Below are 26,560 nucleotides of genomic sequence, written 5' to 3' on the forward strand. Positions count from 1 at the left end.
TCTGTCCTCGGGCGGCACTGGGCCTCTGGGGCCGATCATCCCGTTCTTGTCATCGGCGCGGGATCTGCGTCTGAATGTGGTGCTGGCACGGCCGGTGGCGGGGGCTTCGCGGGCCCTGTACGACCAGTTGTTGCAGGCGTTGCGGGATACGGGGGCGACCGGCCTGATCATGGACGGTGACCGTGGCGAGGGCGTGCTGATCGGCGGGGTGCGGGCGGAGCATCTGCGGGCCGGGCGCGGCTGGTGGGTGCGTCGCGGCCGCAAGCCCCGCTTGGCTCAGGTCGGACATTTCACGCCGCCCGGCGAGTGAGCTTTATGGGCTCTTCGGGTTTTGGGGGCGTGGTGTTGGGGGGGGGACCTCGGGTGTGTGGGGTAGGGGGCGGTGATGTTGGCGATGACGATTCTGGTATTGGCCTGATTTCGGGATGGGGAGCTGTCTGGGTGGCCTGTCGTTGGCGCCAAGTGGCGTTAGTGGTGGCCCGAAGTGTCCGGAATCGGCACAAACGACTCCGACGTCGCGGGCAGCCGCAGGCAGAACGTTGGAATCATGCGGTATCAGAAACTGCCCCAGCGGTCACCGGCGGCCTTTGTGCCGATTTCGGACATTCCGCCCACCTGGAAGGCCGCCTGCATGCACACCACCCACCGGCAACCCACCAGCTAGACAGCGCCCAACACCGACGCACCCTCAAGCCGGAAGCGCCGCTTTACGGGCTCTTCGTGTTTGCAAGGCGTAGTGGCGCAGTGCCCCGTGGGTGCGCGGTTGGGGTGCCCGGCTACTTGATGAAGGGGATGCCGCGGAAGGGGACGACCTTGCCGCGTGAGGCCCGCACGCAGAAGGCGATGCAGATGATCACGTGGAACAGGGAGATGAGCAGCCAGGCCATCCCCAACGCGCCCCATGGGAAAAAATCATCCGTGCCACCGGGCAACGAGTCAGCGGGCAATACGCCAAACACCGTCAGCAGCGGAATGCCTGGAAAAACAATCGTGGCGAGTAGGTAGTTGATTCCCCAGCTGGCGGCGGCGGTGCCGTTGGTGCGCATGGGCTCGGGCCGCCTCCTACAACGCAAGCCGACAGCGATCATAGCGATGGACGCCACAACGGAACCCAGACCAGGAATCAGAACGAACACAAGCAGCCCGATGCACCACGCATACGCGTCGGTCGGCTGGAGTCGTGCCTGCGGGTAGTACGGCTGACCGTGGGGAGGGTACGGCACCTGCTGCGGCGTCCCGGGCGGGATCGGGTGCGGCGCCTGATATGCCGGGTATGGGCCGCCGGGTGTGGGCTGGGCCTGTGTTGGCGGCAGCGAGGCCTGCTGCTGGGGGTACTGTGGAGAACGCGGGTACTCGGGGTAGGGGCTGCTCACTGGTTCTGCTTCATCCAGTCCGGGGTCGCTTTGGGGTCGCGGGGGAAGAGCTGAAGCTCTTGGGCTACGTCCTCGGGAGTGTAGGGCGGGTTGAGGACGGGTTCGTGGTCGTAGTCGAAGTCGGAGACGAGCTGATAGTCCTGCTTGTTCATGGTGAATACGCCCCTGGTCCAGGCGCCGCCGCCCGGCCGGGCCATGGCGATGCGCACCTTGACGGCGGGTTCTACTACCTCCCTGGGCACGACGTTGTCCTCCCAGCCGCCGCGCCGCATCAGCCCGGAGGAGCGGAGTGCGCGGCTGCGCACGCCGGCGCGGGCGCCTACGGCCTGCACCTCGATTGACATCTCCTCCACGTGGGCGGAGCGCATCCAGCGTGCGCAGGCGTCGGACAGCGTCTCGACGGCCTGCATCTGTGCTTCGAAGGACCACTCGGTCATGAGTTCCTGCCTCTACTCTGCTCGGGTCAAACTGGCATCGGCGTTTACCAAAACGACACTACCGCGAAGGACAACGCACCGCAGCCCCGAGCGGGGTTGCACGCGTCACGATCGTCCGCAACGCTTTCCAAGCTGCGTTCCAGCCACTCCGGGGCGAGCTTGTGTCCTGAACCGGGACAAACGGCTCCTGGACACCTGTGCGCCTGCGCGGAGATCGTTGAAATCACGCGGTTCTGCTTCCGCTGGCTGAGGCCGGCACCGCCGTTTGTCCCGAATCCGGACACCAAAGCGGGTCTGCGGTCGCGTTGGACCCCGTCACCGCCGACGACGCTCACGGTCCGAGGGCGCGTGGCCGTGGAGGCGTGTGCGCCTGGAGCCCAGTCACAATCTATGACAATCACCGTCTACACCCGCCGGAGCCAATCCGCCGCCCGCATGATTCCAACGTTTCCTCCCAGGAAGTCAACGCCCCCGGGCGTGTTTTTCATGGATTTGGACGCACCAGGATTCCGCCGCAACTTGGGTCACTCGCTGCGCTCCCGCTCACGCTTACGACGACGCGCCTCACGCCGACGAGCATTACGCTCCTTACGCTTCTCATACACCGCCGCACGCTCAGCCAACCAATCCGGAATAAACTCATCATCACGCGGATAGATGTCCAACTCAATCGCATACTCACCAGCACCCGCCGGCACCGAACCAAAATCCGGCTCACGCATCCAATCACACTCCTGATGCAACACCCCATCAGACACATCCATCCACAACCGACACCACGTCCACGCCCCACGACCAGGCAACACCTGCGCAGCCCGCAAATCGGAGATCGTAGGCTCAGCGACACCATACGGAATGCGTCCATGATTCTTCGTCCCGTTTACGGTCAGCCACACCAAGATATCCTGAACCAGACCAATCCCCTGGATTTCTACGTCAACCCTATCTACCGACTCGGCTTTCAACCAGGCATAAATACTCGACTCAGCCTGCGCCATCAACTCACTCGCATTCGCGATCCCACGCAATTGCACCACTCCTTCAACACACAATTCCCGCTAAGCTACTTCATTGCCTGTTCACGAACGGCCTACTCCTCGGTACCGCCCGTTCGTCTACCCAGTGAACCGTGAATTTAGTCGGTACCCTGTCCACCGGGTTCACATCCCTCAGCCTGGTCACTGAGCCGGCGTTTGCGGGCGGCCCATCGTACTCGATACGGATATCGATGCTCCGATAGTCGCCCGGGTTGTCAGCAATCTTCTGCTCCAACTCGTAGAAACTACCCGGATGACTACCATTCGCCGGATCTGGCATCAGAACCAGCGGCAGACTGACGACCCAAACGACTCAGTCACCGCGCTCCCGCTCACGCTTACGACGACGCGCCTCACGCCGACGAGCATTACGCTCACGCCGCTTCAACTCCACCTCATACCCCCTACGCAACCAATCCGGAATAAACTCATCATCACGCGGATACCGCTCCAACTCACTCCAACAATCACCCGGCCCCGGACGCACATCACCAGAAGCACGACTGAAAACCGGCTCACGCATCCAATCACACTCCTGATGCAACACCCCATCAGACACATCCATCCACAACCGACACCACGTCCACGCACCCCAACCAGGAACCACCTGCGCACGACGAAGCTCGTCCGACAACCTCGCTACTTCACGAGGTATCTTCACAGATCTGCGCTGTTCTTCTACAGTCAGCCATGCCACGTGCTCTTGAACTACGCCGATCCCGAACATTTCTATCTCCATTCGTGATCCAATATCACTTTCTAGCCACGCACGTACTTCATTTTCCAAGTTGTCTAGTAAAGCGATTCTCTCTGTGCTCGCGCTCATCGCAGTGTCTACCCTTTCGCGTGTCGTCATCCACACTATTATACGCGTCTGTTGTCGAATGGAACGTGCTTTGCAACTCCGTTCTCGTCGACCCAATCAATCGCAAACTTTGTTGGCACTCTGTCTGTTGGCTTGACATCACCGAGACGAGTGACAGAATCCGGGTTCGTCGGAGGACCGTCATACTCAATAGTGATATCAATGCTCCGGTAGTCGCCCGGGTTGTCAGCGATCTTCTGCTCCAGCTCGTAGAAGCTGCCCGGATGACTACCATTCGCCGGATCTGCCATCAGAACCAGCGGCAGACTGACGAACCAACCGACTCAGTCACCGCGCTCCCGCTCACGCTTACGACGACGAGCCTCACGCCGACGAGCATTACGCTCCTTACGCTTCTCATACGCCGCCGCACGCTCAGCCAACCACCCCGGAACAAACTCAGGATCACGCGGATGGACATCAAGTTCAATCGCATACTCACCCGCGCCCGCATTCGAGTCCTCGAACATCGGCTCACGCATCCAATCACACTCCTGATGCAACACCCCATCAGACGCATCCATCCACAACCGACACCACGTCCACGCACCCCTACCAGGAATAGCCTGCGCATCGCGTAATTCATCGAACGGCAATCGTATGCCGTACGGCGGTATAGCCCTGCTCGTCACACCATTTATGGTCAACTGTGGATCAAACTGACCATACCAGCCGATGTTATTGATAGTTATTTCGATACGGCTGGCACCCTCTTGGAGAATCCAAGCTCTCATAGACTCTTCAGTTTCTTGAATGAGTCTTTGTGCGGACTGCTGTTCTCCAGGCATGCTAGTCATCTCCTTTATATTGTCCTTCACCGATTTCTAAACGTCTCCGGAGTCCTTGCCACCCCGTTGGCGTCCTGCGAGAGCACCCTCCACCGCGTCGGTACTCTGTCGACCGGGTTCACATCCCCCAGCCTGGTCACTGAGCCAGCGTTTGCGGGCGGGCCGTCGTACTCGATACGTATGTCGATGCTCCGGTAGCAGCCCGGGTTGTCAGCAATCTTCTGCTCCAACTCGTAGAAACTACCCGGACAATCTCCTCTCACCAAGTCTGCCGTCACAACCAGCGGCAGACTGACGAACCAACCGACTCAGTCACCGCGCTCCCGCTCCTGCTCACGCTTACGACGACGCGCCTCACGCCGACGAGCATTACGCTCCTTACGCTTCTCATACACCGCCGCACGCTCAGCCAACCAATCCGGAATAAACTCATCATCACGCGGATAGATGTCCAACTCAATCGCATACTCACCAGCACCCGCCGGCACCGAACCAAAATCCGGCTCACGCATCCAATCACACTCCTGATGCAACACCCCATCAGACACATCCATCCACAACCGACACCACGTCCACGCCCCACGACCAGGCAACACCTGCGCAGCCCGCAAATCATCCATTACACGGGTTACCTCGTAATCGATATCCGCAGACTTCCTCACTCCATCAATCACCACCCAAGATGTATGATGCTGCACTAAACCTATACCCACCATGTACGTGTCAACTCGCTCACCACCTACCTTTTCCAGCCAGCCAACAAGACCAGACTCAATCTCACCGAGCATCTCCTCAGCAGACATCTCATTCCTCATCGCGCCAACTCTCCCTATCTGACTTAGTGCGCAACATCATTTACGGTTGACGAACGGACGCCTCTGCACAGCGCCACCCTCATCAATCCAGTTAACAACGAACCTGGTTGGTACTCTGTCGACCGGGTTAACGTCCCCCAGCCTAGTCACTGAGCCAGCGTTTGCGGGCGGGCCGTCGTACTCGATACGTATGTCGATGTTCCGGTAGTCGCCCGGGTTGTCAGCGATCTTCTGCTCCAACTCGTAGAAACTACCCGGACAATCTCCTCTCACCGAGTCTGCCGTCATAACCAGCGGCAGACTGACTACCCAAACGAGTCAGTCCCCGCGCTCCCGCTCCTGCTCGCGCTTCCGACGACGCGCCTCACGCCGACGAGCATTACGCTCACGCCGCTTCAACTCCACCTCATACCCCCTACGCAACCAATCCGGAATAAACTCATCATCACGCGGATACCGCTCCAACTCACTCCAACAATCACCCGGCCCCGGACGCACATCACCAGAAGCACGACTGAAAACCGGCTCACGCATCCAATCACACTCCTGATGCAACACCCCATCAGACACATCCATCCACAACCGACACCACGTCCACGCACCCCGACCAGGAACAACCTGCGCCGCACGCAAATGATTCATTTGTACTGCCGCAACCTCATAGGGAATATTAGCTGGCACTTCGATACCGTTCACCACCAGCGTCCCGGTTCGAAGCTGCACCCGACCGATACCGACCATAATAATGTCCACTCGAGTTCCACGTGACTCTTCTCGCAGCCACTGCACAAGCCTAGCTTCAACTTCCCCCAACAGCTCCCGGGGGTTTCCTGCATTAGACACCGTCTGTTGCCTCCTCGCATATTGTCATCACAAACGTCCTCAAGATCGCCTATTATTAAACGGCAGATCCCATTGCACTCCGTTCTGATCCACCCAACTGACAGTAAACTCGGTAGGCACTCTATCGACCGGGTTCACGTCCCCCAGCCTGGTCACTGAGCCGGCGTTCGCGGGCGGGCCGTCGTACTCGATACGGATGTCGATATTGCGGTAGGCGTCGGGATTCTTCGCTATTTCATCTTCCAACGCCTTGAAGCTCTCAGCATAAGTGTCGCTGATGCCCCGGTTCCTTTCCTTCAGCATTGGCCACACATTGATGTCCTCCGGCGGACCCCCATACTCTGCTCCGGCCAAATGCCCGCCGTCATAACCACCACCCAGACCATCACCGTAGTGGCCGATACGCTTCTGCGCAGACTCAGACCGATACCGCGCGTCCTCGGGCACCCAATCCAGCCGATCCACCTGAAGACGCACGGTACGACCCCACTCATCGGTTGTGTAGTGGAACTTCCCATCCACCGTGTACGTCGCATTCGGCAAGGGGTCCTTCAAATCCGGGTTCATCGTAGTGGAGGTCCGCCCCAGCAGCGTCTGTCGCTGCACCGCCGAGTCCGCCTCCACATGCACAATCTCACCGGCGTCATTGGTGTAGTACTTACCACGCCCCTCCACCTCGTAACAGGTATTCGGGTCCAAGTCCACACCCTTGCCAAAGGGCTTAGTCGCCTTCGGCACCAGCGGACTGTCAGCATCAACCTTAACCGTCTGCTCCGTGCTGGGCCGGTGCTCCTGGTTGAACGCATCCTTGTCCGGGTCGTAGTCCGGCGTGCGGTCCCCGGCATCGGGAGAGTCCTTCACGTCCGGAGAATCCGCCCCATCCGGCGCCTGCCCATCGGGAGCCCTGCCGCCATCGGGGACCGCATCGCCGTCAGGCGTCCGCCGCGCCCCATCAGGTGTATCCGCATCAGGAGCGCGCCCGTCCGGACTCACGTCCCCGTCCGGGCTCCTGCCACCGTCGGGCGTCGCATCGGCATCAGGCCTACGGCCGCCCTCCGGCACGTCAACCCCATCACCACCACGGGTATGTGGAGCATCGGGCGTATCAGGAGCAGCGCTCACCTCCGGGGTACGCCGCGTGCCAGGCACGTCCACGTCGCTGCGGCCTAGATCAACCCCACTCACATCCGGAGTCTGATTACTCCCATCACCGTGGGTACGTGGGCTCCGCACCCCAGCGTCAACGTCAACCCCCACATCAGGCAAACCAGTACGGGCGTCAACATCAACATCCATCCCCGTGACACCATCCGCCCCAGCCCTCCGACCAGGCAGATCAAGACCAATAAAGTCCAAATCAACCCTGCCCAGAGCAACCCTGAGACCTCTGGCCAACGTCATATCCGCCACCACGCCCAACGGGTCCAGGTAGTTCAGCACCTTGCCCGCGGCGGCCGCCCAGCGCGCGACCCTACCCACCTTGGAGGCTCCGGAAGTGACCTTCGTCGCTATTCCAAGACCGGGCAGCGCGAACGAAGCGATATTGAACAACGCTCCGCCAAAAGCTCGGGCCGGGTCATCCTCCCACACGTCCCAGCAGACGATACCTTTGACGGTTTCCTTCCAGGCACCCGTGGCCGTCGGCGACGGATGCCACCCGCCGTAGCTGCCGTCCTGGTTCCAGGTGAAGCCGAGCAGCATGCTCATCCCCTTCCCAGTGGACGCAGCGCGACCCCAGTCGTGCGTTAATCCGTCACTGCCCTCGAACTCAGCCCCGCCCAGATTCAGCACGCCGTTGACCATGCCACCCAGGCCCTCACACACCAGCCCGTCCCACAGGAAGCGCTTCACTGCCACTCCCGCCTTCTTCGGGCAGGCGTCCTGGCGGTCCACCGGGCTGCCCCAGGGCATGCCCTCGGCGTCCTCGGGAATATCCGAGTATCCGTAACCCAGCTTGTCGTTGTCCCCCTTGGGGTTGGCGTGGTAGCCCTCCAGGCCGTCCAGGGCGCGGATGGCGTTGGCGCAGGTCCGCTCCGCATCCCACATATCCACCTGAATGCCGTTGGCGGTGGTGATCAGGCCATTGTTCTCATTGACCAGGTCCTGATCGTGGTCCCACTCCGGGTTGTCCTTGATCTTCGCCTTGAAGGCCAGTGCGTTCGCCTTCAGGGTCTGCGCGCGCGACTTGATGCCGGACATGGAGTCCGCGAAGGTGCTCAGGTAGCCGGCCATGCTCTCCAGAGCGGTGGCCAGCGTATCGGTGTTCGTCGCCACCGGGTCCATGGCCGAGTACAGGGTCTCCTGCTCGGGTGCCTTGTACACGTTCTGGATGCCGGCCCACTTGGTCTTAACGTCCGACCCGGTGGTGCGCAGGTCACCGGCCTTCGTCTTCAGGTTCGTCGCCGCCGAACTCAGCGACTCGACGTCGAAGTCGACGGCGGGGATCTTCGTCTCATCAAAGGGAGTAGCCATGGGGTCGATTCACTGCGTAGGGGTGTCACTTGGCCTGGCGCTGGAACTCCAGCGCGGAGGCCTCATCGTGCTGCTGGTAGGCGTTGACGGCGCTGACGGTGTTGTTCAGCACGTTGCTGATCGTGGTGGTGATGGACTCGAAGTCGGGTTTGTGCGTATCGATCCAGTCGATGAGCGCGCTGGCCACGAGTGGCGACTGCGTGAGTTCCACCCCTTCGGAGTTGGTGCCCATGCCGCTCGCCTGGTTGCACGGCGTGATCGCATTCTCCAGTTCGGTACCGACGCCGTTGAGCGCTGAGGAGAAGTCGCCCTCCTGCCCCGGGGTGGAGTCCACCAGCGCCCGCTCCGCCGACAGCACCTGCGCCACGCCGTCGGGGTCGATATCCCAGGATGACACCGCCGTCAGCCAATCTCATCCACGGCCCGGCGGGCACGCTGCAACGTGGACTGGGCTCCCTCATCCGTGGTCTGCATCGACTGCCGCAGCGTGGCGATAATCCCCCGCACCTCGCCCGCTGCGTTCTTCCAGCGCAGCTCCTTCGCCTGATACTCATCCGACACGCCCTCCGCCTGGTACTGGGACATGGCGGCCTTAACGTCGCTGTCACGCTGATTGATCAGGCTCTCAAGCCGGGAGGCGACCCGCTCGAAATTCGTCTGCACCTCCTGAGAGGCGCCGACGTCGTAGGACCGCTTATCGATCTGGTTGGCCATAGTTGCCCCCTCCTTGAGGACACGAGTCAGGTAATCGTCGAAGTCTTGACTGATCAACGCCGTTCGCACCGGCGCCAACCGGTGAGTCACGCCGAGCCGGGTCAGCGCGCGGAACCGAAGCGGGCGGAGTCGAAGCTCACCGAGCCCTCGGCGGACCGCGTGGTGTCCACCATCTCCTGCTCACCCTGAATGAAGGCGGCGTCCATGCCGCTGATGCCGCGCAGCACCGCGGCCAAGGAGGCGTTCAGCTCCGCCGAGACCTCATCCGTACGGGTCTTGAACCGGTCGAACGCAGCCCGGCCACTGCCGTTGAAGCGGCCCTCCAGCGGCTCCGCCGCCGCCACCAACTCCTTAACCAGCGCTCCCAGATCCTCGTTGGAGGAGGAGGTCTGCTTGGTCAGCGTCGTCAGCGTGGACGAGCCCATGTCGAACTTCATCTGTTACCCCCCTCGGGGAAGGAATCCATTGCAGGTGTCACGCAGCCCGATACGAGTGCCGATCCGGGACCGCCGGGGCCGCGGAACGGCTCCACCGGGTAGCCTTGCACTCCATCCGCAGTCACGCAAGAGTAACGTCTACCGCGAGTCGGCCGGCGCCCAGCCAGCCGTACCGGCACGGCCCGCAGTCAGAGCCGGCACGCGCATGCGCTGCCGACGACCCACCGTTCATTGTCCGACCCGTGAAGGAGCGCCGCCCACCCATGCCTTCCGGAACATTCTCACTGCCCGGCGCATCGCAGGCCGAACGGCCCACATTCAAGATGACGCACCCCATGATCGACGCCCAACTCGGCAACCGGGCCCGCATCACCAGCCTGCCCGGCCCCGTCGTCGCCCTGACCGAGCCACTGGCCGACCTGCTGCACCGCACCGCCACGAGCGCTCAGCGCACCATCCTGGTGGTTCCCGAGCACAGCGCCGTCACCCCCGCATTCGACCGCCTCACCGACGCCACCGGCACCATCGTGCTCATCAAGGAGAGCGGCAGTTACCGCGAGCTACGCTCCGGCCGCCTGATACCGCACCTGGCCCAGACCCTTGAGGTGCTGGCCGAAAGGCAGTTGAAAATCTCCCCGAGGCACATGGTGCAGCGAGATGTCCGTCCCAACCTGACCGTCTCCATCTCCGCCTACCACCCCGCCCGGCGCGCCACCCGACTCGGCGCCGTGGTCGAACTGGTCCGCGATCACCTGCTGCCAGACGCAGGACTGTCCTGGGGCGGATACGAGCCGGCCGGCGCATTCTGGGATCGCGACGCCCTGACCGGCTTCTGCCGCGCCCGCATGCCCACCGTCCACCTGGTGGTGGCCGGCCACGGCTCCGGCGGCATCCTCACCGGCACACTCACCGTCTCCCGCACCGACAACGGGCTGGAGGAGTACGCGGAGCTGAACCTCGCCGGGGCAACACCGGCCACCGGCTACCGCGACCGGGCCATGGCCCTGTTCCGGGCCCTGTCCACCCAGACCAAGCCCCAGTTCGCGCTCGCCATGCGCACCTATGCCCGCGCCGACACCTCCCTGCCGGTCACCATGCGCCGCCCGCCCACGCCCCTGGCCGTGCTCATCGGCGCACCGGGCATGCGGCAGCTCCATGCCGACGCCGCACAGGTGGCCTCGGCCCACGGCGGCGAGACCACCGGTTACGGCCGCCGCCGCGGCCTGCTGGTGCCCCTCGAATCCAATTTCGACGCCGACTGGCAGCCCCTGCTCGACCTGGTGCGCACTCTGGACGGCGACGCCGGGAACGTGCGCCGGGCACTGGGGACGGACACCGACACGCCCAGCAGCCAGGGCCCCGGCGCGCCGCGTCCATGATCCGCCTGCGCGAACATCACCCAGGAATGCAAGGATTCAAGGAGTAGCCGTGCCCCGCATGATCACCGCCGTCACCCAGGAGGTACCGGAGGTCCTCGACGTCGTCAGTCTGGCGCTCGCCCGCGATATCACCGCCACCTACACGCGCACCGCCAACGACTCCGGAGTCGTCATCTTCACCGAGTTCTCAGACCGCCGCCCCAGCCTGGAGATCATCCGTCCCAGCCTGGCGGCCGACGCACGCGAACTCAGCCGCATCCTGCAGGTGAACTTCCCCATCGACTGGGAGCCGCCCTACGTCGTCAACCAGTTCCTGGTGCCCTGGGAGGAGCGCTGCGACGTATTCACCCAGGTGCCCATCGACGTCGGCGTCATGTTCCACGGCGTAGCGGTCTGCGAAGGAGCCATCCTGCCCGTCCCGCAGCCCTGGTGGTGGCGGATCAACGAGCAGGGCCGTTGGAGGCCCACCCGGGCCGCCCAGGAGCAGTGGCGGCGCGCCACAGTCGACATCCGGTTCGGCCGGGGCGCCTATTGACGACGCATCCTCCACCCCGATCAAATCCCGCCTGCACCCCGCACAGCGGCGCCGTCCACTACGCTGAGGGGGTGAGTTCCTCCGCCGACCCCTACGCCGAGTACCGGCACCGCCTCAAGCACCGACAAACGATCGTGATCGGAGGCCTACTGACGGTGCTGGCCGCGATCACCGTCGTCTGCCTCATGGTCTGGAGCGGGATACTGCCGGCCATCTATGATCCGGGTTTCTCCTCCGCGGATGATGACGCGGCCCCCATCGTCCAGCCCTGTCCGCCCACTGACGCCACCACGGTGGAGATCACCTCAATCCCGGTCAACGTCTACAACGGCACCGACACCTCGGGACTGGCCGGAGGCGTGGCGGACACGCTGGGAGACGCGGGGCTCACCGTCAACAACACGGCCGACTGGCCCAAGGGCGATTACTCCGGAGAGATTCAGTTGACCACCTCCCCCGCAGGCCTGACCAACGCCTACACCCTCAAGCAGGTGTTCACCGGATCGGTGATTGTGCAGCTCGATGAGACGCAGGACGCCAATGACCCCACGGTCAGTGTGGTGCTGGGTGAGCGGTACTCCACCGGCATCCTGACCAAGGAGGAGATCACCCAGCTCAAGGCCGGTCAGGCGATCTCCGCCCCCGCCGACTGTGCTGCAATCACCCCCACCCCCGAGGCCGCCGCCGCACCCACCAACTAGGACGGCGGCCGCCAACCCGGCAGGCATGCACCGCGGTGGCGACGGTGACGGGCGCCGTCTGAGGTCCGTCACCCAGCGCTCACGCAGCCGCCCACCCGATCCGTGGCACGATGGCGTCATGAGCCAAGAGCAGCCCGACGTCGTGGACCCCACCCGCATCGTCCCGGCCGACTTCGTCTTCCCGGGCACCGAGCAGCTCAACCCGGGCGAGATCTTCGCCGGTCCCGGCTACCAGGCTCCACGTCAGCGCACCGACACGGCCGCCGTCGCCGCCCTGGTATGTGCCGTCCTCGGCTTCATACCCGGGCTGGGCATGCTCGCCTTAGGGCTGGGCTGCCTGGCACTGCGGCGCCTGCGCGGGGGCTACGGCACCGGCCACGGCCAGGCCTGGTTCGCCACCGTCGTCGGCGCCGCAACCACCGTCGGCTGGTTGTGGCTGTGGTGGATGATCACGCAGGCACCCTGACCCCTGCCCCCCGACGCCGTCCACGCCGACACCCAATGGGCGCGGCCGGCCCCACAGTCAGGTGGGGCGGGCCACCTGGAAGTGCTGCACTCGACGGCCACGAGAACCCGTATGGTAATCGCGTGAAGCCCTTCATCATGGTCTCGACGCGGCCTGAGCTGGAAGCCGCGCAAAGCGAGTACGACTCCTTCCTGCTGCAGGGCGGGCTGGAGCCGGAACTCCTCCAGCACGTCCTCCTTGAGGAGGTCGACTACTCCGACGCCTTCTCCGCCCAGGACGTCTCCGGCGTCTTCATCGGCGGCAGCCCCTACGACACCTCAACACCGGAGTCCGCCAAGACCCGCACCCAGCTGCGTGTAGAAGACCAGGTCCGGGAACTACTGGCTATGTCCCTCAAGGAGGGCGTACCCGTACTCGCCACCGGCTTCGGCCTGGAGGTGCTCGCCGGCTACCTGGGCACTCCCACCTCCCGCGAGTTCGGCGAGCAGCTGGGCACCACCGACGTCTACCTGACCGCCGCGGGCCGCGAGGATCCACTGCTGGCGGACATGCCGCAGACCTTCAGCGCCTTCGTCGGACATCACGAGGGCGCCGTCGAGGTGCCCGCGCATGCCACCCTACTGGCCAGCTCGGCGGACTGCCCGGTGCAGATGATCCGAGTCGGCAAGAGCGTCTACGGCACCCAGTTCAACCCCGAACTCGACGCCGAGCGCTTCGCCCAGCGCGTCTCGGTCTACTCCGACGCCGGCTACGGCGACCCCGGACTGGTGGACAACATCATGGCCGAGGCCCGCAGCTCGCAGGAGCACATGGCGGGCCGGGTCATCCGCAACTTCGTAAATCACTTCGGCAAGCAGGAGTAGGGGCGGCCCCAATTCCAGTCCCAGGATCGTTAGTGAGGCCACGTGCCGAGATCAGCGCTTGAAACCGTCGCCGAGTCGATGGCCGGTCACCGCACGCTCGCGGTCACTGGCGCCGGCATCTCCACCGACTCCGGCATCCCCGACTATCGGGGCATGGGCACTACTCCCGTGGAGCCGGTCGACTTCCGCCAATTCGCCACCGACCCGGTCTGGTATAGGTGGGTGTGGGCGCGCAATCACGCCACCTGGCGACTCTTGGACCCGCTGACCCCGACTCCGGGACACCTGGCGCTCGCCCGGCTGGAGGAGGCGGGGTTGTTGACCGGCGTAGCCACCCAAAATGTCGACCGGCTACACTCCCGCGCCGGACAGCGCACCGTGTGGGAGCTGCACGGCGCCTACAACCGGGTCGTGTGCCTGGGCTGCGGACGCACCACCTCCCGCGCCGCGCTCGATGAGCGCCTGACCGCCCTCAACCCCGACCACCCGCGCGAGACCGACCCGGCGCGCGTGGCCATCACCCCGGAGGCCGACCGGGCCGCAGCCGAGGCCTGCGACTTCACCCCCGCCATGTGCGAAGACTGCGGCGGCCTGCTCAAGCCGGACATCGTCTTCTTCGGCGAGGGCCTGCCCGCCGCCATGGATGAGGCCATGCGGGCCGCCGAGCACTGCGACGTTATGCTGGTGGCGGGCACCAGCCTGGCGGTGCTGACCGGCCTGTGGATCGTGCGCCAGGCGCTGGCGGTCGGCGCCGAACTGGTGGTGGTCAACCGCGGCCCGACGGCGGTGGACGAACTGGCCGCGGTGCGGGTGGAGGCCGGCACCAGCGAGTTCCTGGCCCCGTTGGCCGACCGGCTGATCGGCTGAGCGACGCCTCGTGGTCGGGTCTCAGACGGGCCTCGGTCAGGTGTCCAGGTCGGCGTATGCGTCCGGGACGTCGGCGACCGCCTCGGCGATGGGCGTCTGGCCGTCGCGGAAGGGGATCACCTTCCCGATGCTGGCGGGCTCGGCGAGCACTGCGGCAATCACAGCGGCGACGTTGGCGCGCGAGGTGGGCGCCTGTGCCCCGCCGTCGAAACGGCCGACGTCGATGCTGCCGGTCGGCTCATCCAGGGTCAGCAGGCCGGGGCCGACGATCGTCCACTCCAGGTCGGATGCGGCCAGGTGGCGGTCGGCGGCGAGCTTGGCCATGGCGTAGGTGCGCAGCGGGTGATCGGCCGGGACCGGGTCCTGGCCGTGAGAGGCGGCGAAGGAGACCATCACGTAGCGGGGCACGGAGGCGGCACGGGCCGCCTCCATCGAGCGGATGGCGGCGTCACGGTCAACGGCCTCGGTACGCTGCGGGCCGCCCTTGCCGCCGGCGCCGGCAGACCAGACGACGGCGTCGGCGCCGTCGAATGCGGCGGCGAGCTCCTGCTCGCTGGCATCCTCCGCGGACACCACCAGCGCAGTGGCACCGGCCGCCTCCACGTCACCGGCCTGTTCGGGGTCGCGGATGAGGGAGACGACGTCGTCGCCGCGCTCGGCCAGGAGCGGGGCGAGCAGCAGGGCTACCTTGCCGTGGCCGCCGACGATTACGATGCGGGACATTTTCAAACCTTCTTCCGTGCTAGCGGGCCGCGTTGCGCGCAGCCCCTCGCACTTGGGCGTCCGTGGACACTCGTCCACGGCAGGATTCATCCTGTCACCGCGAGCCGGGGGTGTCCACGCCACGGCCCGTCAACGCCCCTGGTTACGCCTCGGCCGAACGCGCCGGTTCAACGGGAATAGCGCGCCACGAAGTTCGACAACACCTTCCAGGAGTCGGACACGTCCTGACGGCGCACATCGTCCTGAATCTCCGGCAGACGGTCGTCGTCGAAGTAGCCGTGACCGGCGTAGAAGGCCAGCCGGTGAGCCAGATAGTCCCCGTCCAGTTCGGGATGGAACTGGGTGGCGTAAAGGTTGGTGTGCACCCGCAGCACCTGCACGGGGCAAGCCGCGGAAGAGGCGAGGACGACGCCGCCGGCGGGCGGGGTGGACACCGCCTCGGTGTGAGCCACGAAGGCCTGGAAGGACGCGGGCATCCCCTCCATCAGGGGGTCGACCCGGCCCGCCTGCGTCAACTCCACCTGCGGGTAGGAGACCTCCTCCCCGTAGGTGCCGTCGACCACGCCGCCCTCGTGTCTGGTGAGCAGACCCAGGCCGTAGCAGGCGCCCAGGAAGGGGAAGTCCGCATCCAGGAGGCGGGTGATCAGGGCATTGAGCTCGCCCTCGACGCGCAACTGCACCTGGCTCTTGGCGTGCTGCGGGGTGGAGGAGTTGAAGGGTGAGCCGCCGACGATGATGCCGGACCAGTCCGCTAAGTCGATGTCCGGCATGGGCACGGCTTCGAGGCGGTGACGGATCAGGGAGGACTCGTCGAGCCCGGTACGCAGCAGGAAGGCCTCGTACTCGGCGTCGGCGGGCTCGTCGTCGGCGCGGGCGGCCAGCATGAGGAAGGGTTTCACGAGGCAGAGACTAGATGATTGACGCCGCTCACGGCTCGCTCATCCCAGGGCGGCGATGACCCTCTCCACCGCGGTAAGGACCAGGTCGGGGGCGGGCGTCTGCCGGAAGTCGGTGGTGGGCGGCGCTGCGGCGCGTCGGCCGCCGCCCCGGCTCTCCGTGCCGGCCACGGCGTCGATCAAGGCCAGGGCCGCCACGCGCACTCCGCGGGAGGACAGGGCCATGGCCTCGGCAACGGTGTCCGTCACAACGACGTCGGCGCCCAGGGCCGCCAGAACACGGGCCTCCGTCGGGCTCGGGCGCACCGGCCCGGGGGTGAGTGCGGCGACGGCGGAGGAGCGCACGCCGTCCAGTCCAGACAGTTCAGCGGTCAGGGACTGATCCCAGGACGCCTCCACCGTCGTGTTAGCGGGGAACAACGGCATGCCGACCAGATTCAGGTGGTCACTTAGGGCGACGAAGTCCCCCGGAGCCGAGCCGCCGAGACTAACGGCGCGAGTGACCAGGAGGGCTGCCCGCACACCCGCGCCGGGGGCGATGCGGGCCAGGGCGGTGGTGCTCCGTGCGGGCACGCCTTCGAACAGGCTGGTGCGGCCGCGGGCCACAAGCACGCCGACGCCGTCGTGATCATAGGAGCACAGGGCGTCCTCCTGGCCGGAACCGACAGGTGCGGACACGCCGGGGAGGAACGACATGCGCACGCGCGAGGACGGCCTCCCCCAGGTCTCATCCAGTTCGGTCAGCAGACCGGACTCGGCGACCACGAGTAGATCATGCCGCTGCCGACCGGTGGCCAGGACGATTGAGGCGCCGGCGGGGTCTTCATCCCAAGCTCCGGCTGCGGGCTGTGTGGCCACGGCTGCCCCCTCTCGTTGTGCTCATCAGTATGTCCCGCGATGAGCCTACCCGGCTCATCGGGTTCCGGGCTCCGCCCGCACGGCGAAACGGGCAAATGATGCGTCCGCAACGCGTGACGGGGATTACAGGTGCTTCGGGTTTGGGGGTGTGGTGGTGCGGTACGGAGTGGCGGTGCGGCGCTCTGGAGCGCCGCCCGGTGGGGCTTCCTTGACGACCGACCGGCGCCCCGGAGAGCGTGTCCCGAGCCCGTCCGGCTCATGCGCCTTGGCGCGGCCGTCCCGCGCCGGGCATCGAGTACACGAGTTGACGTCGCAGACACGACTTCGCCTCCAGCACACGAGTTTTGGAGGTTTACAGGTGTTTAGCACGTGCATAACGCCAAAAACCCGTGTCGACGCCACCAACTCGTGTTCACGACGCCCTCCTGTCCCGCCATCTCAGGCACCTCGCCCACACCACCCTCACCCTGCTGGACAGCACCAGGTCTACACCTCATTCTCGCCGGACCCCTGGCCGAAAGAGACACCGACCCGAACGACCCGAACACCACCCCTCACATCCCAAACCCGCACCGAACCACCACAGATTACGGGCTCTTCCGGTTTGGGGGTGGTCAAGTCCTGTGCGGTGGTTGTGGTGGGGCTGCGGCAGAACTGTCGCCGATGCCCTGAGACCTAACAGGGGCCGGGGTGTCTGCTTGGCCGGTTGGGCGTTAACAACGCAACTTAACGTTCTGCTGTATTCCTCGGGGGCCTTCAGCAGACGGGTAACCGGCGTTGTTAACCCCTAAGTGGCGTAGCAGACCGGGAAGCGGCGTTGCAGATGGGCCCGCTTCCGGGCACCGGGGTGGTCGGCGGCCAGGTGCGGCCGGGTCCGGCACGGTGAGCCGGCGCGATTGAACCGGCACGGCTCACCACAGCACGGCCCATCGCATCCCTCGCCTCGCACCACGCGGCCACCACACCCACCAGCACCAAGGGCCAACCTGGATGGCCTGGTGGGGGTTGTTCGAGGACGCCGGTTAGCCGTCGACGACGCGGCCCGGCCCTCGAGGACGCCGCCCGGGAGGGCGTCCTCGGCGGCTAGGGCGTGTTGCGTAAGTGGGTGGGGTGGTCGGCGTGGTGTGCGGAACAAGGTGAGGCCTTCGGGGTATCACGGGTGGTGTGAAAACAGACCATGACACCGCCAAAGGCCTCGACCGTTGAGCATAGACGCCTACGCCCGTCATGACCTGACCGACGCCCAGTGGGAGCTGCTTGCGCCCCTGCTGCCGCGTGAGTCGGGAAGGGGACGGCCCCGGGTGTATCCGCTGCGGGACATGATCAACGCCATACGATGGAGAACCAGAGTCGGGGCGCCCTGGCGCGACATCCCACCCCACTACGGGCCGTGGTGGCGCGCGTACGCCCTGTACCGGGCCTGGCAACTGGCCGGGATATGGGAGCGCATCGAGTCCGCCCTGGTCGCCCAGGCCGACACCGCCGGCAAGAACCGGCTGGCGGGTGTCGGTGGACTCCACGACCTGCCGGGCACATGTGCACGCCGCCGGGGCCCGCAAGGACAGCCCCCAGCAGGTGGACGGGGACCCCGAGGACCACGCCCTGGGAGTCTCCCGGGGCGGGTGGTCGACCAAGGTTCATGCCGCCACCGACGCCGCCTGCGGCCTGCTGGCCCTGCTGATCACCGCCGGACAGGCAGCCGACTGCCCGATGATGATCCCCGTACTGGAAGAGATCCGGGTGACCCGTCCGGGGCCGGGAAGGCCCCGCACACGCCCGCAGATGGTGCTCGCGGACAAGGCCTACTCCTCAAAAGCGAACCGGGACTGGCTCAGAGCCCACCACATCAAGGCCACCATCCCCATCAAGGCAGACCAGGCCGAAAACCGCCACCGACGCGGCAGCGCCGGGGGCAGGCCGCCCGCCTTCGACCCGGCCGCCTACAAGGACCGCAACGCTGTGGAGCGCTGCTTCGGCCAACTCAAGCACAACCGAGCCATGGCCACCAGATACGACAAACTCGCCGTCCGCTACCAAGCCACCACCCACACCGCCAGCATCGACCACTGGCTCAAACGACCTACATAACACGACCTAGCCCACGTCGTGGAGGTTTAACCCGCGTCCTCGACAACCACCCGGCCAACGCCGAGAGCGCCTCTACCGGCCCGACAACGTCCCCGCCGGCCCGAAAACGACCTTGTAAGCCCGAACACGACCTGCACTGGCCGAACACGACCCCCACACCGCAGCCCGGGCCTAAGCCACCACCTCGCACACCACACCCACAAACCGGAACAGCCAGATTACGTAGCGCGAACACGGTGCACCAGTCCTGCACGTCACAGGCAGGACCGCGATCGACCGATTCGAACTGGGCCCACTCCACTCGCGCCCACAAACCGGAGCAGTCGAAGGCTTCTTCACAGCTTTGGCGGAGCCCCCATGCGATCACGACCTTTCCGCACAATCGCACGGAAGGCGCGGGAGTTTCGCGGCGGGTCACCCCTACGAGCAACCCTCTCAAATTACAGTGGCATGCCACATGCGGTACTACATGGAGCGTTCGTAATAGAAGCGCGAGCCGTACAACGCGACGAGGTTGACCCAGATACCGATGATTGCGACGGTGCCCAACTGGACTTCCACGTCTAGCAGCGCCAGGAACAGCACCCCCAGGAACAAGAACCAGTCCACCCTGCCGGTCAACGCCCAGGCCGACTTCCAGATGAGCTCGTCGCGCTCATCCTCGGTGCCGTCCAGCGCGCGCGAGTAGGAGCTGCCGCCGCGCCGACGCACCCACCAACCGATCAACCAGAAGGCGAAGATCGCCGCAGTCACACCCGTGACGTAGCCACTCAGAGAGTCCGCCTCGCGACGGCCGGGATTGTGCACAAAGGCGACCGCGAGAACTATCAGCAGGACGACAGCGGCGATAAAGGAGGCAATCCGCACCTTGCGGCGCCGGGACGCCTTGGCCGTCTCCTGCGGGAAACCCATGGCGGAAGGATTGGTGTCATCGTCCGCCGCCATGCGCTTGTTGGGCTTGCCGGCCTCGTCCGGTGTGCTGGGGCTCTCGGGCTGGTCGGACATGGAAGATCTCCTCGACTGCTTTTCCGAAGTAGCGGGCGATGGCGATGGCTAGCGGCAGGGAGGGATCGTAGCGGCCCTTCTCAATGGAGTTGATGGACTGGCGGGACACGCCGACGGCCTCGCCCAGCTGCGCCTGGGTGAGACCCTCGGCCTCACGCAGGGCGCGCACGTCGTTATCCATCACGATCTCCTCTGTCGCTCCAGCACAATGGTAGCGAAGGCCCTGGTGGTGGGCGGCGTCGGGCGCCACAGGGCTCAAGTGGCCCGGGATCGCGGCGGGCCGCCGCGGGAGCGGCCGACCCTACCGCGGCAAGGCGTGGTTCACGCCTCACCTTCGCCGGTCGTCTGCTCCCGAGCGGCAAAGGCCATCGCGTTGCCGGCGACGCTGACGAGCAGGACGGCGATGCCCACGCCGCTAAGCACGAGGCTTCCATCCGTAGAGCCGACCAGCTGCGCGACCATGGATGCGCACAGGCCGATCAGCATGAGGGTTGCCCACAGACCGACCATCTCCGGGGAGCCCGCAGACACCGCCACCGCACCGGAGCGACGCCGGGCACGGCGGCGAAAGTGCCCATACAGCGCACCCGCCAGCAGACCGCCGGCTCCCAGCCCGAGGCCGAGGTCGAGCACGAAGCGACGCTGATCGGGCAGGGCAATGGCGACCACGGCACCAACCAGGAACGCCGCGGCGGCGATCACGGTCAGACGGGTCCTCATCGTTTGCAAAGCCGGCCAGTTCATGTGGGTCTCCTTTCGGATCGATTTTCAGACGGGAGGGCTCGGCACAACGTCCGCGCAGCCGGAGCCGAGACCCAATGTCCAGCGCCCTTGACATGACTAGCATGCTTGACACCATCGTCCGTGTCAAGTTCGTTTGTCCATCACAGATGTCCGCTCGCCGTCAGCCTTACCGTGCGGTGCGGGCATGATGGGCGGGTGAAACAGACCGCGGACCCCGTCGCCCGGCTCCTAGCCGACCCGCCGGACCTGCCCGTCGTGGCCGCCCTGCCCAGGCTCCGCGCGCTGGTCACAACCCGCACCGACGCCGCACCCGCCACACCGGCCCCTGCCGTCGTGGTCACCGCCCCTCCCGGCACCGGCAAGACCACGCTGTTGCCGCCACTGGTAGCCGACGTCCTCGCCCGCCCCGACGGCGCCGGGGCTCCTCGCGAGCGCACTCCGAGGCGTGTCATCGTCACCCAGCCGCGGCGCGTGGCCACACGGGCCGCCGCCCGGCGCCTGGCATCCCTACTGGGCGAGGAGGTCGGCGGCACGGTCGGCTATGCGGTGCGCGGGGAGCGCCGCGCCTCGGCACGCACTCGCATTGAGGTGGTGACCGCCGGCCTGCTGCTGCGTCGCCTGCAGGGCGACCCGGAACTGCCCGACGTCGCCGCCGTGGTCCTGGACGAGGTGCATGAGCGCTCCCTGGAGTCCGATCTGCTGTTGGCGCTGCTGCTCGATGCGCGTGCCGCCCTGCGCGAGGACCTGGCCATCGTGGCGATGTCCGCCACCCTGGACTTGCAGCGCCTGCCCGCCCTACTGGGCGACGGCCTCGCGCCCGCGCCGGTGGTGGAGGTGCCCGGAGCGCTGCACCCACTGGATGAGGTCTGGGCGCCGCCGCCGTCAGGGGTGTCTCGGCTCGGACCGCGCGGGGTGCCGCGCGAGTTCCTGGCCCACATGGCCGCCACGGTGCGGCGCGCGCTGGCCGAGCGGGAGGGCGACGTGCTCGTCTTCCTGCCCGGTGCCCGGGAGGTCGACGACGTCGTCGCCCGGCTGCGCGAGAGCCTCCGCTACGACGATGCGTCCCCAGACTCAGGGCCCGGGGGCCCCACGCCCGCCACGATTCAGGTGCTGCCGCTGCACGGGCGACTGCCCGGACCCGCCCAGGACGCCGCACTCAGTCCCTCCCCCGGTACGCGGCGGGTGATCGTGTCCACCGATGTGGCCGAGTCCTCCCTGACGGTGCCGGGAGTGCGGATCGTCGTGGACGCCACGCTCGCCCGTGAGCCGCGCCTGGATGTGGCCCGAGGCATGTCGGGGTTGGTGACGGTCGGGGCGTCCCGGGCGGCCGGCATTCAGCGCGCCGGGCGGGCGGCACGCACCGGCCCGGGCGCCGTGTACCGCTGCTGCACGCCGGTGGATTGGGCACGGGCCGCCGCCGCGCCGCTCCCGAAGATCCTCACCGCGGACCTGACCCGCACCGCATTGGAGTTGGCCGTGTGGGGCGTGCCCGCCGGGAAGGGGCTGGCGTGGCTCGATCCACCACCCGCACCCGCCCTGGATGCGGCCAGGCTCGTACTCACCCGCCTGGGACTGCTCGACGGCGACGCCGTGACCGAGCTGGGCCGCGCCGTGGCCGCCGTACCGGCGCCGGTGCGTCCCGCCCGCGCCCTGCTGGCCGCCGCCGACGTCGTCGGCCTGCGGCAGGCGGCGGAGGCGACCGCACTGCTCACCGGTGATCTGCGCGCACCGCGGGCCGACCTCAGCGCCTTGGCCCGGAATGTTCGCGGCGGCACCGGTGCGGCCGCGTGGCGCGCCGAGGCCAGGCGCCTGGAGCATGCCGCACGTCGGCACCCGGCCGGAGGACACGCCGCCTCGCCCGACGCCACCAGTACCGGTCCCCGACCCGGTGCCGCCGGGGGCGGCGTCGGCGTGAACCCGGCGGATGTGCCCATCACCGGCTTGGGCGAGTTGGTCGGCCCGGGTGCGGCGGACGCCGTCGGGCTGGTCGTGGCACTCGCCCATCCGGAGTGGCTCGCCCGCCGTCGTGGTCCGGCACCGGCGGCTGGACGTCCGGCCGCCTACGCCAGCGTCGGCGGGACCGGCATGCGCCTGCCCGTGGACTCACCGTTGGCCGCGGCGGAGTGGCTGGCCATCGCCGAGGTCGACCGGGCCCCGGGCGCCGGCGAGGCGACCATTCGGGCGGCCGCGCCGGTAGATGAGACACTCGCCCTGACAGTGGCCGACTCCTGGTTGGCCGAGGAAACGCTTACCACCTGGGATGCGGACCGGCTGCGAGCGCAGCGAGTGCGGCGACTGGGCGCGATTGTGCTGGTCTCCTCCACGGCCAAGGCACCCGCGCCGGACCAGGTGGCGCAAGCCGTCGTCGAACGGTGCCGAGCCGAGGGGATCGGCGCACTGCCGTGGCGGGGTGCAGCCGTGCTGCGGGCCCGGTTGGCCCTGCTGCACCGGACGCTGGGCGAGCCCTGGCCGGATGTCGGGGAAGCGGCGCTCCTGGAGCGGGCGCCGCAGTGGCTGGTTCCGGGTGTGGAGGCGTTGGCGGCGACATCGGGCGGGCGCTTCGACCTGGGGCGCCTTGATGTGACGGCGTGCCTGCGCTCCCTGTTGCCCTGGCCCGAGGCAGCGCGCCTGGATGAGCTGGCGCCCGAGCGGCTGGAGGTGCCCTCGGGCTCCCAGGTGCGCGTGGACTACCTGGACGAGCAGGGCGAAGCACTGGAGCGGCCAGTACTGGCCGTGCGGGTGCAGGAGTGCTTCGGCTGGGCGGACACGCCCCGGATTGCGGACGGCCGCGTGGGCGTGGTCATCCACCTGCTCTCACCGGCACGGCGGCCGGTGGCCATCACCGACGATCTGCGCTCCTTCTGGCGACAGGGCTACCCGCAGGTGCGCTCCGATATGCGCGGCCGCTACCCCAAGCACGCCTGGCCGGAAGACCCGTGGACGGCACCCGCAACTCGGGGAACTGGGCGACGGCGCCGGGGCTAGCGACGCCACGTCATGCACACACGTTTCCCTCATGAACACGTGTTCTTCCAGGCTTGCACGTGCATAGCATCCGCAAAACTCCAAAACTCGTGTACGAGACGCGAACTCGTGCCTGCGCCCGCCCGGCAACCGCGCTCACCCCGGCCCCCTCCCTCGTCCCCCTTGGCATGCACCCCTGCGTACTTCCTAGTGATCTCCGCCCTGGCCTGCACCGGCCAATCCACCACCACATGCCCACCACGATCCGCAACTCTCGCGGACAGTACCTGGTTGGGGCACCGAACCACCTGGGCGGACACCCGAGAGGAGTCTCACCGGCGGGATGCACCCAAACACCGAAATCATTATCATGACACACGCCAGAACCACTCGACCTACGATGGCCGTCGTGTCGCATCCCGACGCGAGCCGCTAACCATAGCAGACCTTCAGACCAACACGAATGGTAGCAAGAATGCCACCCCCAACCAGACCCGACCACCGTCAACAATCCGACTGGTCACCCGCCGACGACCCGCGCAATCTGTGGATATCGGCCGAAGCGGCCAAGAACCGCATCATCCTTCGTACGGTCGCCGGCGGCGCCAAGTACGCCGCCACCCTTATTGACCACATGGCACTACCTGAAGTGCTAGGAACTATCGCCGGCAACGACTCCGTCGCCATAATCTGCGCGGACGAGAAGGACACCTCGAAGGTCCTCACCCAGCTCAAGGAGGGCTACCTGCAGGCCGAGCAGGCGCTGACCAGTCGCAGGACGACCCACCTCACGGACGGGCCCCGGTAGCGCCACAGACCCAGCATTCTCTTCACCCGCTACTGCGGCACACCGCCCCCGGCCTCCCGCGACACCGAACGCAGGAGGCCTACTCATGTCCGCCGACACCTCACGACGCGACTCACCTCTCGGGCACCCACAGCACCGACAACGGCACGTCAGTCACCGACCCGCCCATCCACCACAAGAGTACGCTAGGACTTTAGTCCCAGTAGCCGCGAGCGACAAATATCGCATGCAGCTAATAACGCACAAGCTCCCGGCTCAAGAGCGTTGAGATCTAGTGACTTCCGATGAATAGAGCAAATACCATTCACAGAAATAAATATAAATAGACGCGGCCCACCCGATTGAAGACCCCAGATCTTCACGCCTATCCTCGATCCTGTCGTCGGATAACACTTCCTTCAGAGAGGCGGGAGATGGCAACAGACGCGGTTCTCCGACCGGCGGAGGTCGAGAACGGGCCCAAACAGAGATCAGCAAAGATCTCCCTATCCGCACTCGTCGCCCTGGTAATAGGTTCCATGATCGGGGGCGGCATCTTCGGACTACCGTCGCAGATGGCCGCAGTCGCAGCACCGGGACCGCTCATCATAGGGTGGGTCATTACCGGATTCGGCATGCTCATGCTGGCCAAGGTGTACCAGACCCTTGCCGTGAAGCGCCCGGACATTGAGGCCGGCATTTACGGTTACGCCAAGGAGGGATTCGGCTCCTACATCGGATTCTCATCGGCCTGGGGCTATTGGGTGAGCGCCTGGATGGGAAATGTCGGATACCTGGTTCTGCTCATGAGTGCGGTCGGGGTGTTCCTACCGGGATTCGGGGAAGGCAATACCACCCTGGCGATCACGGTGGCATCCGTCATATTGTGGAGTTATCACGCGCTGATTCTCCGCGGAATTCACGAGGCGTCCGTCATAAACACCATTGTGACGATAGCGAAAATTGTGCCTCTGATCGTGTTTGCAATCATAGCGGTGGTCGCCTTCGACTTCGGCGTCTTCTCCGCCGATTTCTGGGGGCAGTCCACTGATCTCGGTTCCGCGCTGGAGCAGATCAAGGCGATGATGCTGGTCACCGTCTGGGTATTCATCGGCGTTGAGGGAGCATCGGTGTTCTCGGAACGAGCCAAGAACCGGACCGACGTCGGCAGGGCGACCATCATAGGTTTCGCCTCCGTTCTCACACTACTCCTGCTGATCAACCTGCTGAGTTACGGGGTCGTCGCCCGCGACAGGCTGGCTGAGATCCCCGACCCCTCGCTCAGCGGGGTCCTCACCGCGGTGGTAGGGCCCTGGGGCGCCAAGTTCATCGCCGCCGGCCTGATCATCACCCTTATCGGTTCACTGCTGGCCTGGTTCCTGATGTGCGCGGAGATCCTCCGCGTCCCCGCACAGGACGGGACGCTTCCGGCATGGTTGGGACGCGAAAACAAGCACAGCACGCCGGTCGGGGCCATGTGGCTGACCACTTCAATGGTGCAGCTCATGCTTCTGTGGGCCGGATTCGGCGGCGCCGGCTACACCGACCTCATTCTCCTGGCGTCTGCGCTCATCCTATTACCTTACGTTTTCTCCGCCGTCTTCCACCTGGTCGGTTCCCTGCGTTCGTCGAGTCGCATCGAGTATTCAGAAGTCGCCGTCGGCGCACTCGCGTCGGTCTACTCCATCTGGCTCCTGTACGCCGCGGGGCCGAAGTACCTCCTATTCGTCGGATTGTTCTATCTTCCCGGAACGCCCTTCTATATCGCGGCGAGAAGGAGGACGGGTGAAAAGGTATTCACTCCCGTCGAGACGGGCATCCTGATCGTCCTGGTGATCGCTTCAGCGTATGCGATATATGGCCTCACCACCGGAACATTGGCCATCTGACAGTGCTCCTCCGA

General features: G+C 65.8%; 30 protein-coding genes. 11 read left to right on the top strand and 19 right to left on the bottom strand.

Annotation, left to right across the window (positions count from 1 at the left end):
* The coding region (locus Q4A20_RS07325) for a hypothetical protein (RefSeq protein WP_303121828.1) at window positions 1–310 on the top strand (310 nt) is incomplete at its 5' end.
* A gap of 466 nt (window positions 311–776) precedes the next feature.
* On the opposite strand, the gene Q4A20_RS07330 is transcribed toward Q4A20_RS07325, so the two are convergent.
* From Q4A20_RS07330 to Q4A20_RS07390, 13 genes are all read right to left on the bottom strand, one after another.
* Window positions 777–1,046, bottom strand: coding sequence for a hypothetical protein (locus Q4A20_RS07330; RefSeq protein ID WP_303121831.1), 270 nt, complete (start codon window positions 1,044–1,046; stop codon window positions 777–779).
* Between the two features lie 323 nt (window positions 1,047–1,369).
* Entirely contained in the window at window positions 1,370–1,810 is a 441-nt protein-coding gene (locus tag Q4A20_RS07335; RefSeq protein ID WP_303121833.1) for a hypothetical protein, read from the bottom strand.
* A gap of 524 nt (window positions 1,811–2,334) precedes the next feature.
* Window positions 2,335–2,844, bottom strand: coding sequence for a hypothetical protein (locus tag Q4A20_RS07340; protein WP_303121834.1), 510 nt, complete (start codon window positions 2,842–2,844; stop codon window positions 2,335–2,337).
* 316 nt (window positions 2,845–3,160) lie between these two features.
* The gene (locus Q4A20_RS07345) at window positions 3,161–3,703 is read right to left on the bottom strand and encodes a hypothetical protein (protein WP_303121836.1); all 543 of its coding nucleotides are present in this window, start codon (window positions 3,701–3,703) and stop codon (window positions 3,161–3,163) included.
* A 293-nt stretch (window positions 3,704–3,996) separates the two neighbouring features.
* On the bottom strand, window positions 3,997–4,500 hold the full coding sequence (locus Q4A20_RS07350) for a hypothetical protein (RefSeq protein WP_303121838.1): 504 nt from the start codon (window positions 4,498–4,500) through the stop codon (window positions 3,997–3,999).
* Between the two features lie 26 nt (window positions 4,501–4,526).
* Window positions 4,527–4,730: a hypothetical protein gene (locus Q4A20_RS07355; RefSeq protein ID WP_303121840.1), complete on the bottom strand. Its 204-nt coding sequence runs from the start codon at window positions 4,728–4,730 to the stop codon at window positions 4,527–4,529.
* Between the two features lie 78 nt (window positions 4,731–4,808).
* Complete coding sequence (locus Q4A20_RS07360) at window positions 4,809–5,303, bottom strand: hypothetical protein (protein WP_303121842.1); 495 nt, start codon at window positions 5,301–5,303, stop codon at window positions 4,809–4,811.
* 48 nt (window positions 5,304–5,351) lie between these two features.
* On the bottom strand, window positions 5,352–5,555 hold the full coding sequence (locus Q4A20_RS07365) for a hypothetical protein (protein WP_303121844.1): 204 nt from the start codon (window positions 5,553–5,555) through the stop codon (window positions 5,352–5,354).
* A 78-nt stretch (window positions 5,556–5,633) separates the two neighbouring features.
* A complete protein-coding gene (locus tag Q4A20_RS07370; RefSeq protein WP_303121847.1) occupies window positions 5,634–6,068 on the bottom strand; it encodes a hypothetical protein in 435 nt (144 codons plus the stop codon).
* 129 nt (window positions 6,069–6,197) lie between these two features.
* Window positions 6,198–8,630, bottom strand: coding sequence for a DNA/RNA non-specific endonuclease (locus Q4A20_RS07375; protein WP_303121849.1), 2,433 nt, complete (start codon window positions 8,628–8,630; stop codon window positions 6,198–6,200).
* A gap of 25 nt (window positions 8,631–8,655) precedes the next feature.
* Window positions 8,656–9,027: a DUF6507 family protein gene (locus tag Q4A20_RS07380; RefSeq protein ID WP_303121852.1), complete on the bottom strand. Its 372-nt coding sequence runs from the start codon at window positions 9,025–9,027 to the stop codon at window positions 8,656–8,658.
* A 5-nt stretch (window positions 9,028–9,032) separates the two neighbouring features.
* Window positions 9,033–9,344, bottom strand: a complete 312-nt coding sequence (locus Q4A20_RS07385; protein WP_303121855.1) for a pore-forming ESAT-6 family protein — start codon at window positions 9,342–9,344, stop codon at window positions 9,033–9,035.
* A gap of 101 nt (window positions 9,345–9,445) precedes the next feature.
* Complete coding sequence (locus Q4A20_RS07390) at window positions 9,446–9,781, bottom strand: hypothetical protein (protein WP_303121857.1); 336 nt, start codon at window positions 9,779–9,781, stop codon at window positions 9,446–9,448.
* A 263-nt stretch (window positions 9,782–10,044) separates the two neighbouring features.
* On the opposite strand from Q4A20_RS07390, the gene Q4A20_RS07395 reads away from it, so the two are divergent.
* The 6 genes from Q4A20_RS07395 (at window position 10,045) to Q4A20_RS07420 (ending at window position 14,592) form a co-directional block, all read left to right on the top strand.
* Entirely contained in the window at window positions 10,045–11,160 is a 1,116-nt protein-coding gene (locus Q4A20_RS07395; RefSeq protein ID WP_303121859.1) for a DUF6177 family protein, read from the top strand.
* A gap of 49 nt (window positions 11,161–11,209) precedes the next feature.
* The gene (locus Q4A20_RS07400; protein ID WP_303121860.1) at window positions 11,210–11,695 is read left to right on the top strand and encodes a hypothetical protein; all 486 of its coding nucleotides are present in this window, start codon (window positions 11,210–11,212) and stop codon (window positions 11,693–11,695) included.
* Window positions 11,696–11,766: 71 nt separating this feature from the next.
* A complete protein-coding gene (locus tag Q4A20_RS07405; protein ID WP_303121862.1) occupies window positions 11,767–12,396 on the top strand; it encodes a LytR C-terminal domain-containing protein in 630 nt (209 codons plus the stop codon).
* 118 nt (window positions 12,397–12,514) lie between these two features.
* Window positions 12,515–12,862: a DUF4190 domain-containing protein gene (locus Q4A20_RS07410; protein WP_303121864.1), complete on the top strand. Its 348-nt coding sequence runs from the start codon at window positions 12,515–12,517 to the stop codon at window positions 12,860–12,862.
* A gap of 122 nt (window positions 12,863–12,984) precedes the next feature.
* Entirely contained in the window at window positions 12,985–13,725 is a 741-nt protein-coding gene (locus Q4A20_RS07415) for a hypothetical protein (protein WP_303121866.1), read from the top strand.
* 78 nt (window positions 13,726–13,803) lie between these two features.
* Complete coding sequence (locus tag Q4A20_RS07420) at window positions 13,804–14,592, top strand: Sir2 family NAD-dependent protein deacetylase (RefSeq protein WP_303121915.1); 789 nt, start codon at window positions 13,804–13,806, stop codon at window positions 14,590–14,592.
* 36 nt (window positions 14,593–14,628) lie between these two features.
* Here the strand turns inward: Q4A20_RS07420 and Q4A20_RS07425 are convergent, their stop codons facing one another.
* From Q4A20_RS07425 to Q4A20_RS07435, 3 genes are all read right to left on the bottom strand, one after another.
* A complete protein-coding gene (locus Q4A20_RS07425) occupies window positions 14,629–15,315 on the bottom strand; it encodes an NAD(P)H-binding protein (protein ID WP_303121868.1) in 687 nt (228 codons plus the stop codon).
* 167 nt (window positions 15,316–15,482) lie between these two features.
* Complete coding sequence (locus Q4A20_RS07430) at window positions 15,483–16,214, bottom strand: glutamine amidotransferase (RefSeq protein WP_303121870.1); 732 nt, start codon at window positions 16,212–16,214, stop codon at window positions 15,483–15,485.
* 39 nt (window positions 16,215–16,253) lie between these two features.
* Complete coding sequence (locus Q4A20_RS07435; RefSeq protein WP_303121871.1) at window positions 16,254–17,069, bottom strand: purine-nucleoside phosphorylase; 816 nt, start codon at window positions 17,067–17,069, stop codon at window positions 16,254–16,256.
* A 1,202-nt stretch (window positions 17,070–18,271) separates the two neighbouring features.
* Between Q4A20_RS07435 and Q4A20_RS07440 the strand changes: the two genes are divergently transcribed.
* Window positions 18,272–19,157 (top strand): IS5 family transposase gene (locus Q4A20_RS07440; RefSeq protein ID WP_303121873.1). Its coding sequence is split into 2 segments (ribosomal slippage): window positions 18,272–18,556 and window positions 18,558–19,157, totalling 885 coding nucleotides; the frame shifts between segments, so codons are not numbered across the junction.
* Between the two features lie 465 nt (window positions 19,158–19,622).
* Here the strand turns inward: Q4A20_RS07440 and Q4A20_RS07445 are convergent.
* The 3 genes from Q4A20_RS07445 to Q4A20_RS07455 form a co-directional block, all read right to left on the bottom strand.
* Window positions 19,623–20,162: a hypothetical protein gene (locus Q4A20_RS07445; protein WP_303121875.1), complete on the bottom strand. Its 540-nt coding sequence runs from the start codon at window positions 20,160–20,162 to the stop codon at window positions 19,623–19,625.
* The gene (locus Q4A20_RS07450) at window positions 20,086–20,343 is read right to left on the bottom strand and encodes a helix-turn-helix transcriptional regulator (RefSeq protein WP_303121877.1); all 258 of its coding nucleotides are present in this window, start codon (window positions 20,341–20,343) and stop codon (window positions 20,086–20,088) included. The genes Q4A20_RS07445 and Q4A20_RS07450 overlap by 77 nt, the downstream gene beginning before the upstream one ends.
* Before the next feature lie 140 nt (window positions 20,344–20,483).
* Window positions 20,484–20,906: a hypothetical protein gene (locus Q4A20_RS07455; protein ID WP_303121880.1), complete on the bottom strand. Its 423-nt coding sequence runs from the start codon at window positions 20,904–20,906 to the stop codon at window positions 20,484–20,486.
* 195 nt (window positions 20,907–21,101) lie between these two features.
* Between Q4A20_RS07455 and Q4A20_RS07460 the strand changes: the two genes are divergently transcribed.
* The 3 genes from Q4A20_RS07460 (at window position 21,102) to arcD (ending at window position 26,546) form a co-directional block, all read left to right on the top strand.
* Window positions 21,102–23,891, top strand: coding sequence for an ATP-dependent RNA helicase (locus tag Q4A20_RS07460; protein ID WP_303121881.1), 2,790 nt, complete (start codon window positions 21,102–21,104; stop codon window positions 23,889–23,891).
* Between the two features lie 454 nt (window positions 23,892–24,345).
* Complete coding sequence (locus Q4A20_RS07465; RefSeq protein ID WP_303121883.1) at window positions 24,346–24,678, top strand: hypothetical protein; 333 nt, start codon at window positions 24,346–24,348, stop codon at window positions 24,676–24,678.
* Window positions 24,679–25,091: 413 nt separating this feature from the next.
* Complete coding sequence (gene arcD / locus Q4A20_RS07470; RefSeq protein ID WP_303121885.1) at window positions 25,092–26,546, top strand: arginine-ornithine antiporter; 1,455 nt, start codon at window positions 25,092–25,094, stop codon at window positions 26,544–26,546.
* Window positions 26,547–26,560: the final 14 nt, after the last annotated feature.

The organism is Actinomyces sp., from assembly GCF_030530635.1.
Lineage (GTDB): Bacteria > Actinomycetota > Actinomycetes > Actinomycetales > Actinomycetaceae > Actinomyces.

Coding starts and splice junctions, on each gene's coding strand:
- Q4A20_RS07330 (WP_303121831.1), bottom strand. CDS start 1,046: ATGCGCACCAACGGCACCGCCGCCGCCAGCTGGGGAATCAACTACCTA.
- Q4A20_RS07335 (WP_303121833.1), bottom strand. CDS start 1,810: ATGACCGAGTGGTCCTTCGAAGCACAGATGCAGGCCGTCGAGACGCTG.
- Q4A20_RS07345 (WP_303121836.1), bottom strand. CDS start 3,703: ATGACGACACGCGAAAGGGTAGACACTGCGATGAGCGCGAGCACAGAG.
- Q4A20_RS07350 (WP_303121838.1), bottom strand. CDS start 4,500: ATGCCTGGAGAACAGCAGTCCGCACAAAGACTCATTCAAGAAACTGAA.
- Q4A20_RS07360 (WP_303121842.1), bottom strand. CDS start 5,303: ATGTCTGCTGAGGAGATGCTCGGTGAGATTGAGTCTGGTCTTGTTGGC.
- Q4A20_RS07375 (WP_303121849.1), bottom strand. CDS start 8,630: ATGGCTACTCCCTTTGATGAGACGAAGATCCCCGCCGTCGACTTCGAC.
- Q4A20_RS07385 (WP_303121855.1), bottom strand. CDS start 9,344: ATGGCCAACCAGATCGATAAGCGGTCCTACGACGTCGGCGCCTCTCAG.
- Q4A20_RS07390 (WP_303121857.1), bottom strand. CDS start 9,781: ATGAAGTTCGACATGGGCTCGTCCACGCTGACGACGCTGACCAAGCAG.
- Q4A20_RS07395 (WP_303121859.1), top strand. CDS start 10,045: ATGCCTTCCGGAACATTCTCACTGCCCGGCGCATCGCAGGCCGAACGG.
- Q4A20_RS07410 (WP_303121864.1), top strand. CDS start 12,515: ATGAGCCAAGAGCAGCCCGACGTCGTGGACCCCACCCGCATCGTCCCG.
- Q4A20_RS07420 (WP_303121915.1), top strand. CDS start 13,804: ATGGCCGGTCACCGCACGCTCGCGGTCACTGGCGCCGGCATCTCCACC.
- Q4A20_RS07425 (WP_303121868.1), bottom strand. CDS start 15,315: ATGTCCCGCATCGTAATCGTCGGCGGCCACGGCAAGGTAGCCCTGCTG.
- Q4A20_RS07445 (WP_303121875.1), bottom strand. CDS start 20,162: ATGTCCGACCAGCCCGAGAGCCCCAGCACACCGGACGAGGCCGGCAAG.
- Q4A20_RS07450 (WP_303121877.1), bottom strand. CDS start 20,343: ATGGATAACGACGTGCGCGCCCTGCGTGAGGCCGAGGGTCTCACCCAG.
- Q4A20_RS07455 (WP_303121880.1), bottom strand. CDS start 20,906: ATGAACTGGCCGGCTTTGCAAACGATGAGGACCCGTCTGACCGTGATC.
- Q4A20_RS07465 (WP_303121883.1), top strand. CDS start 24,346: ATGCCACCCCCAACCAGACCCGACCACCGTCAACAATCCGACTGGTCA.
- arcD (WP_303121885.1), top strand. CDS start 25,092: ATGGCAACAGACGCGGTTCTCCGACCGGCGGAGGTCGAGAACGGGCCC.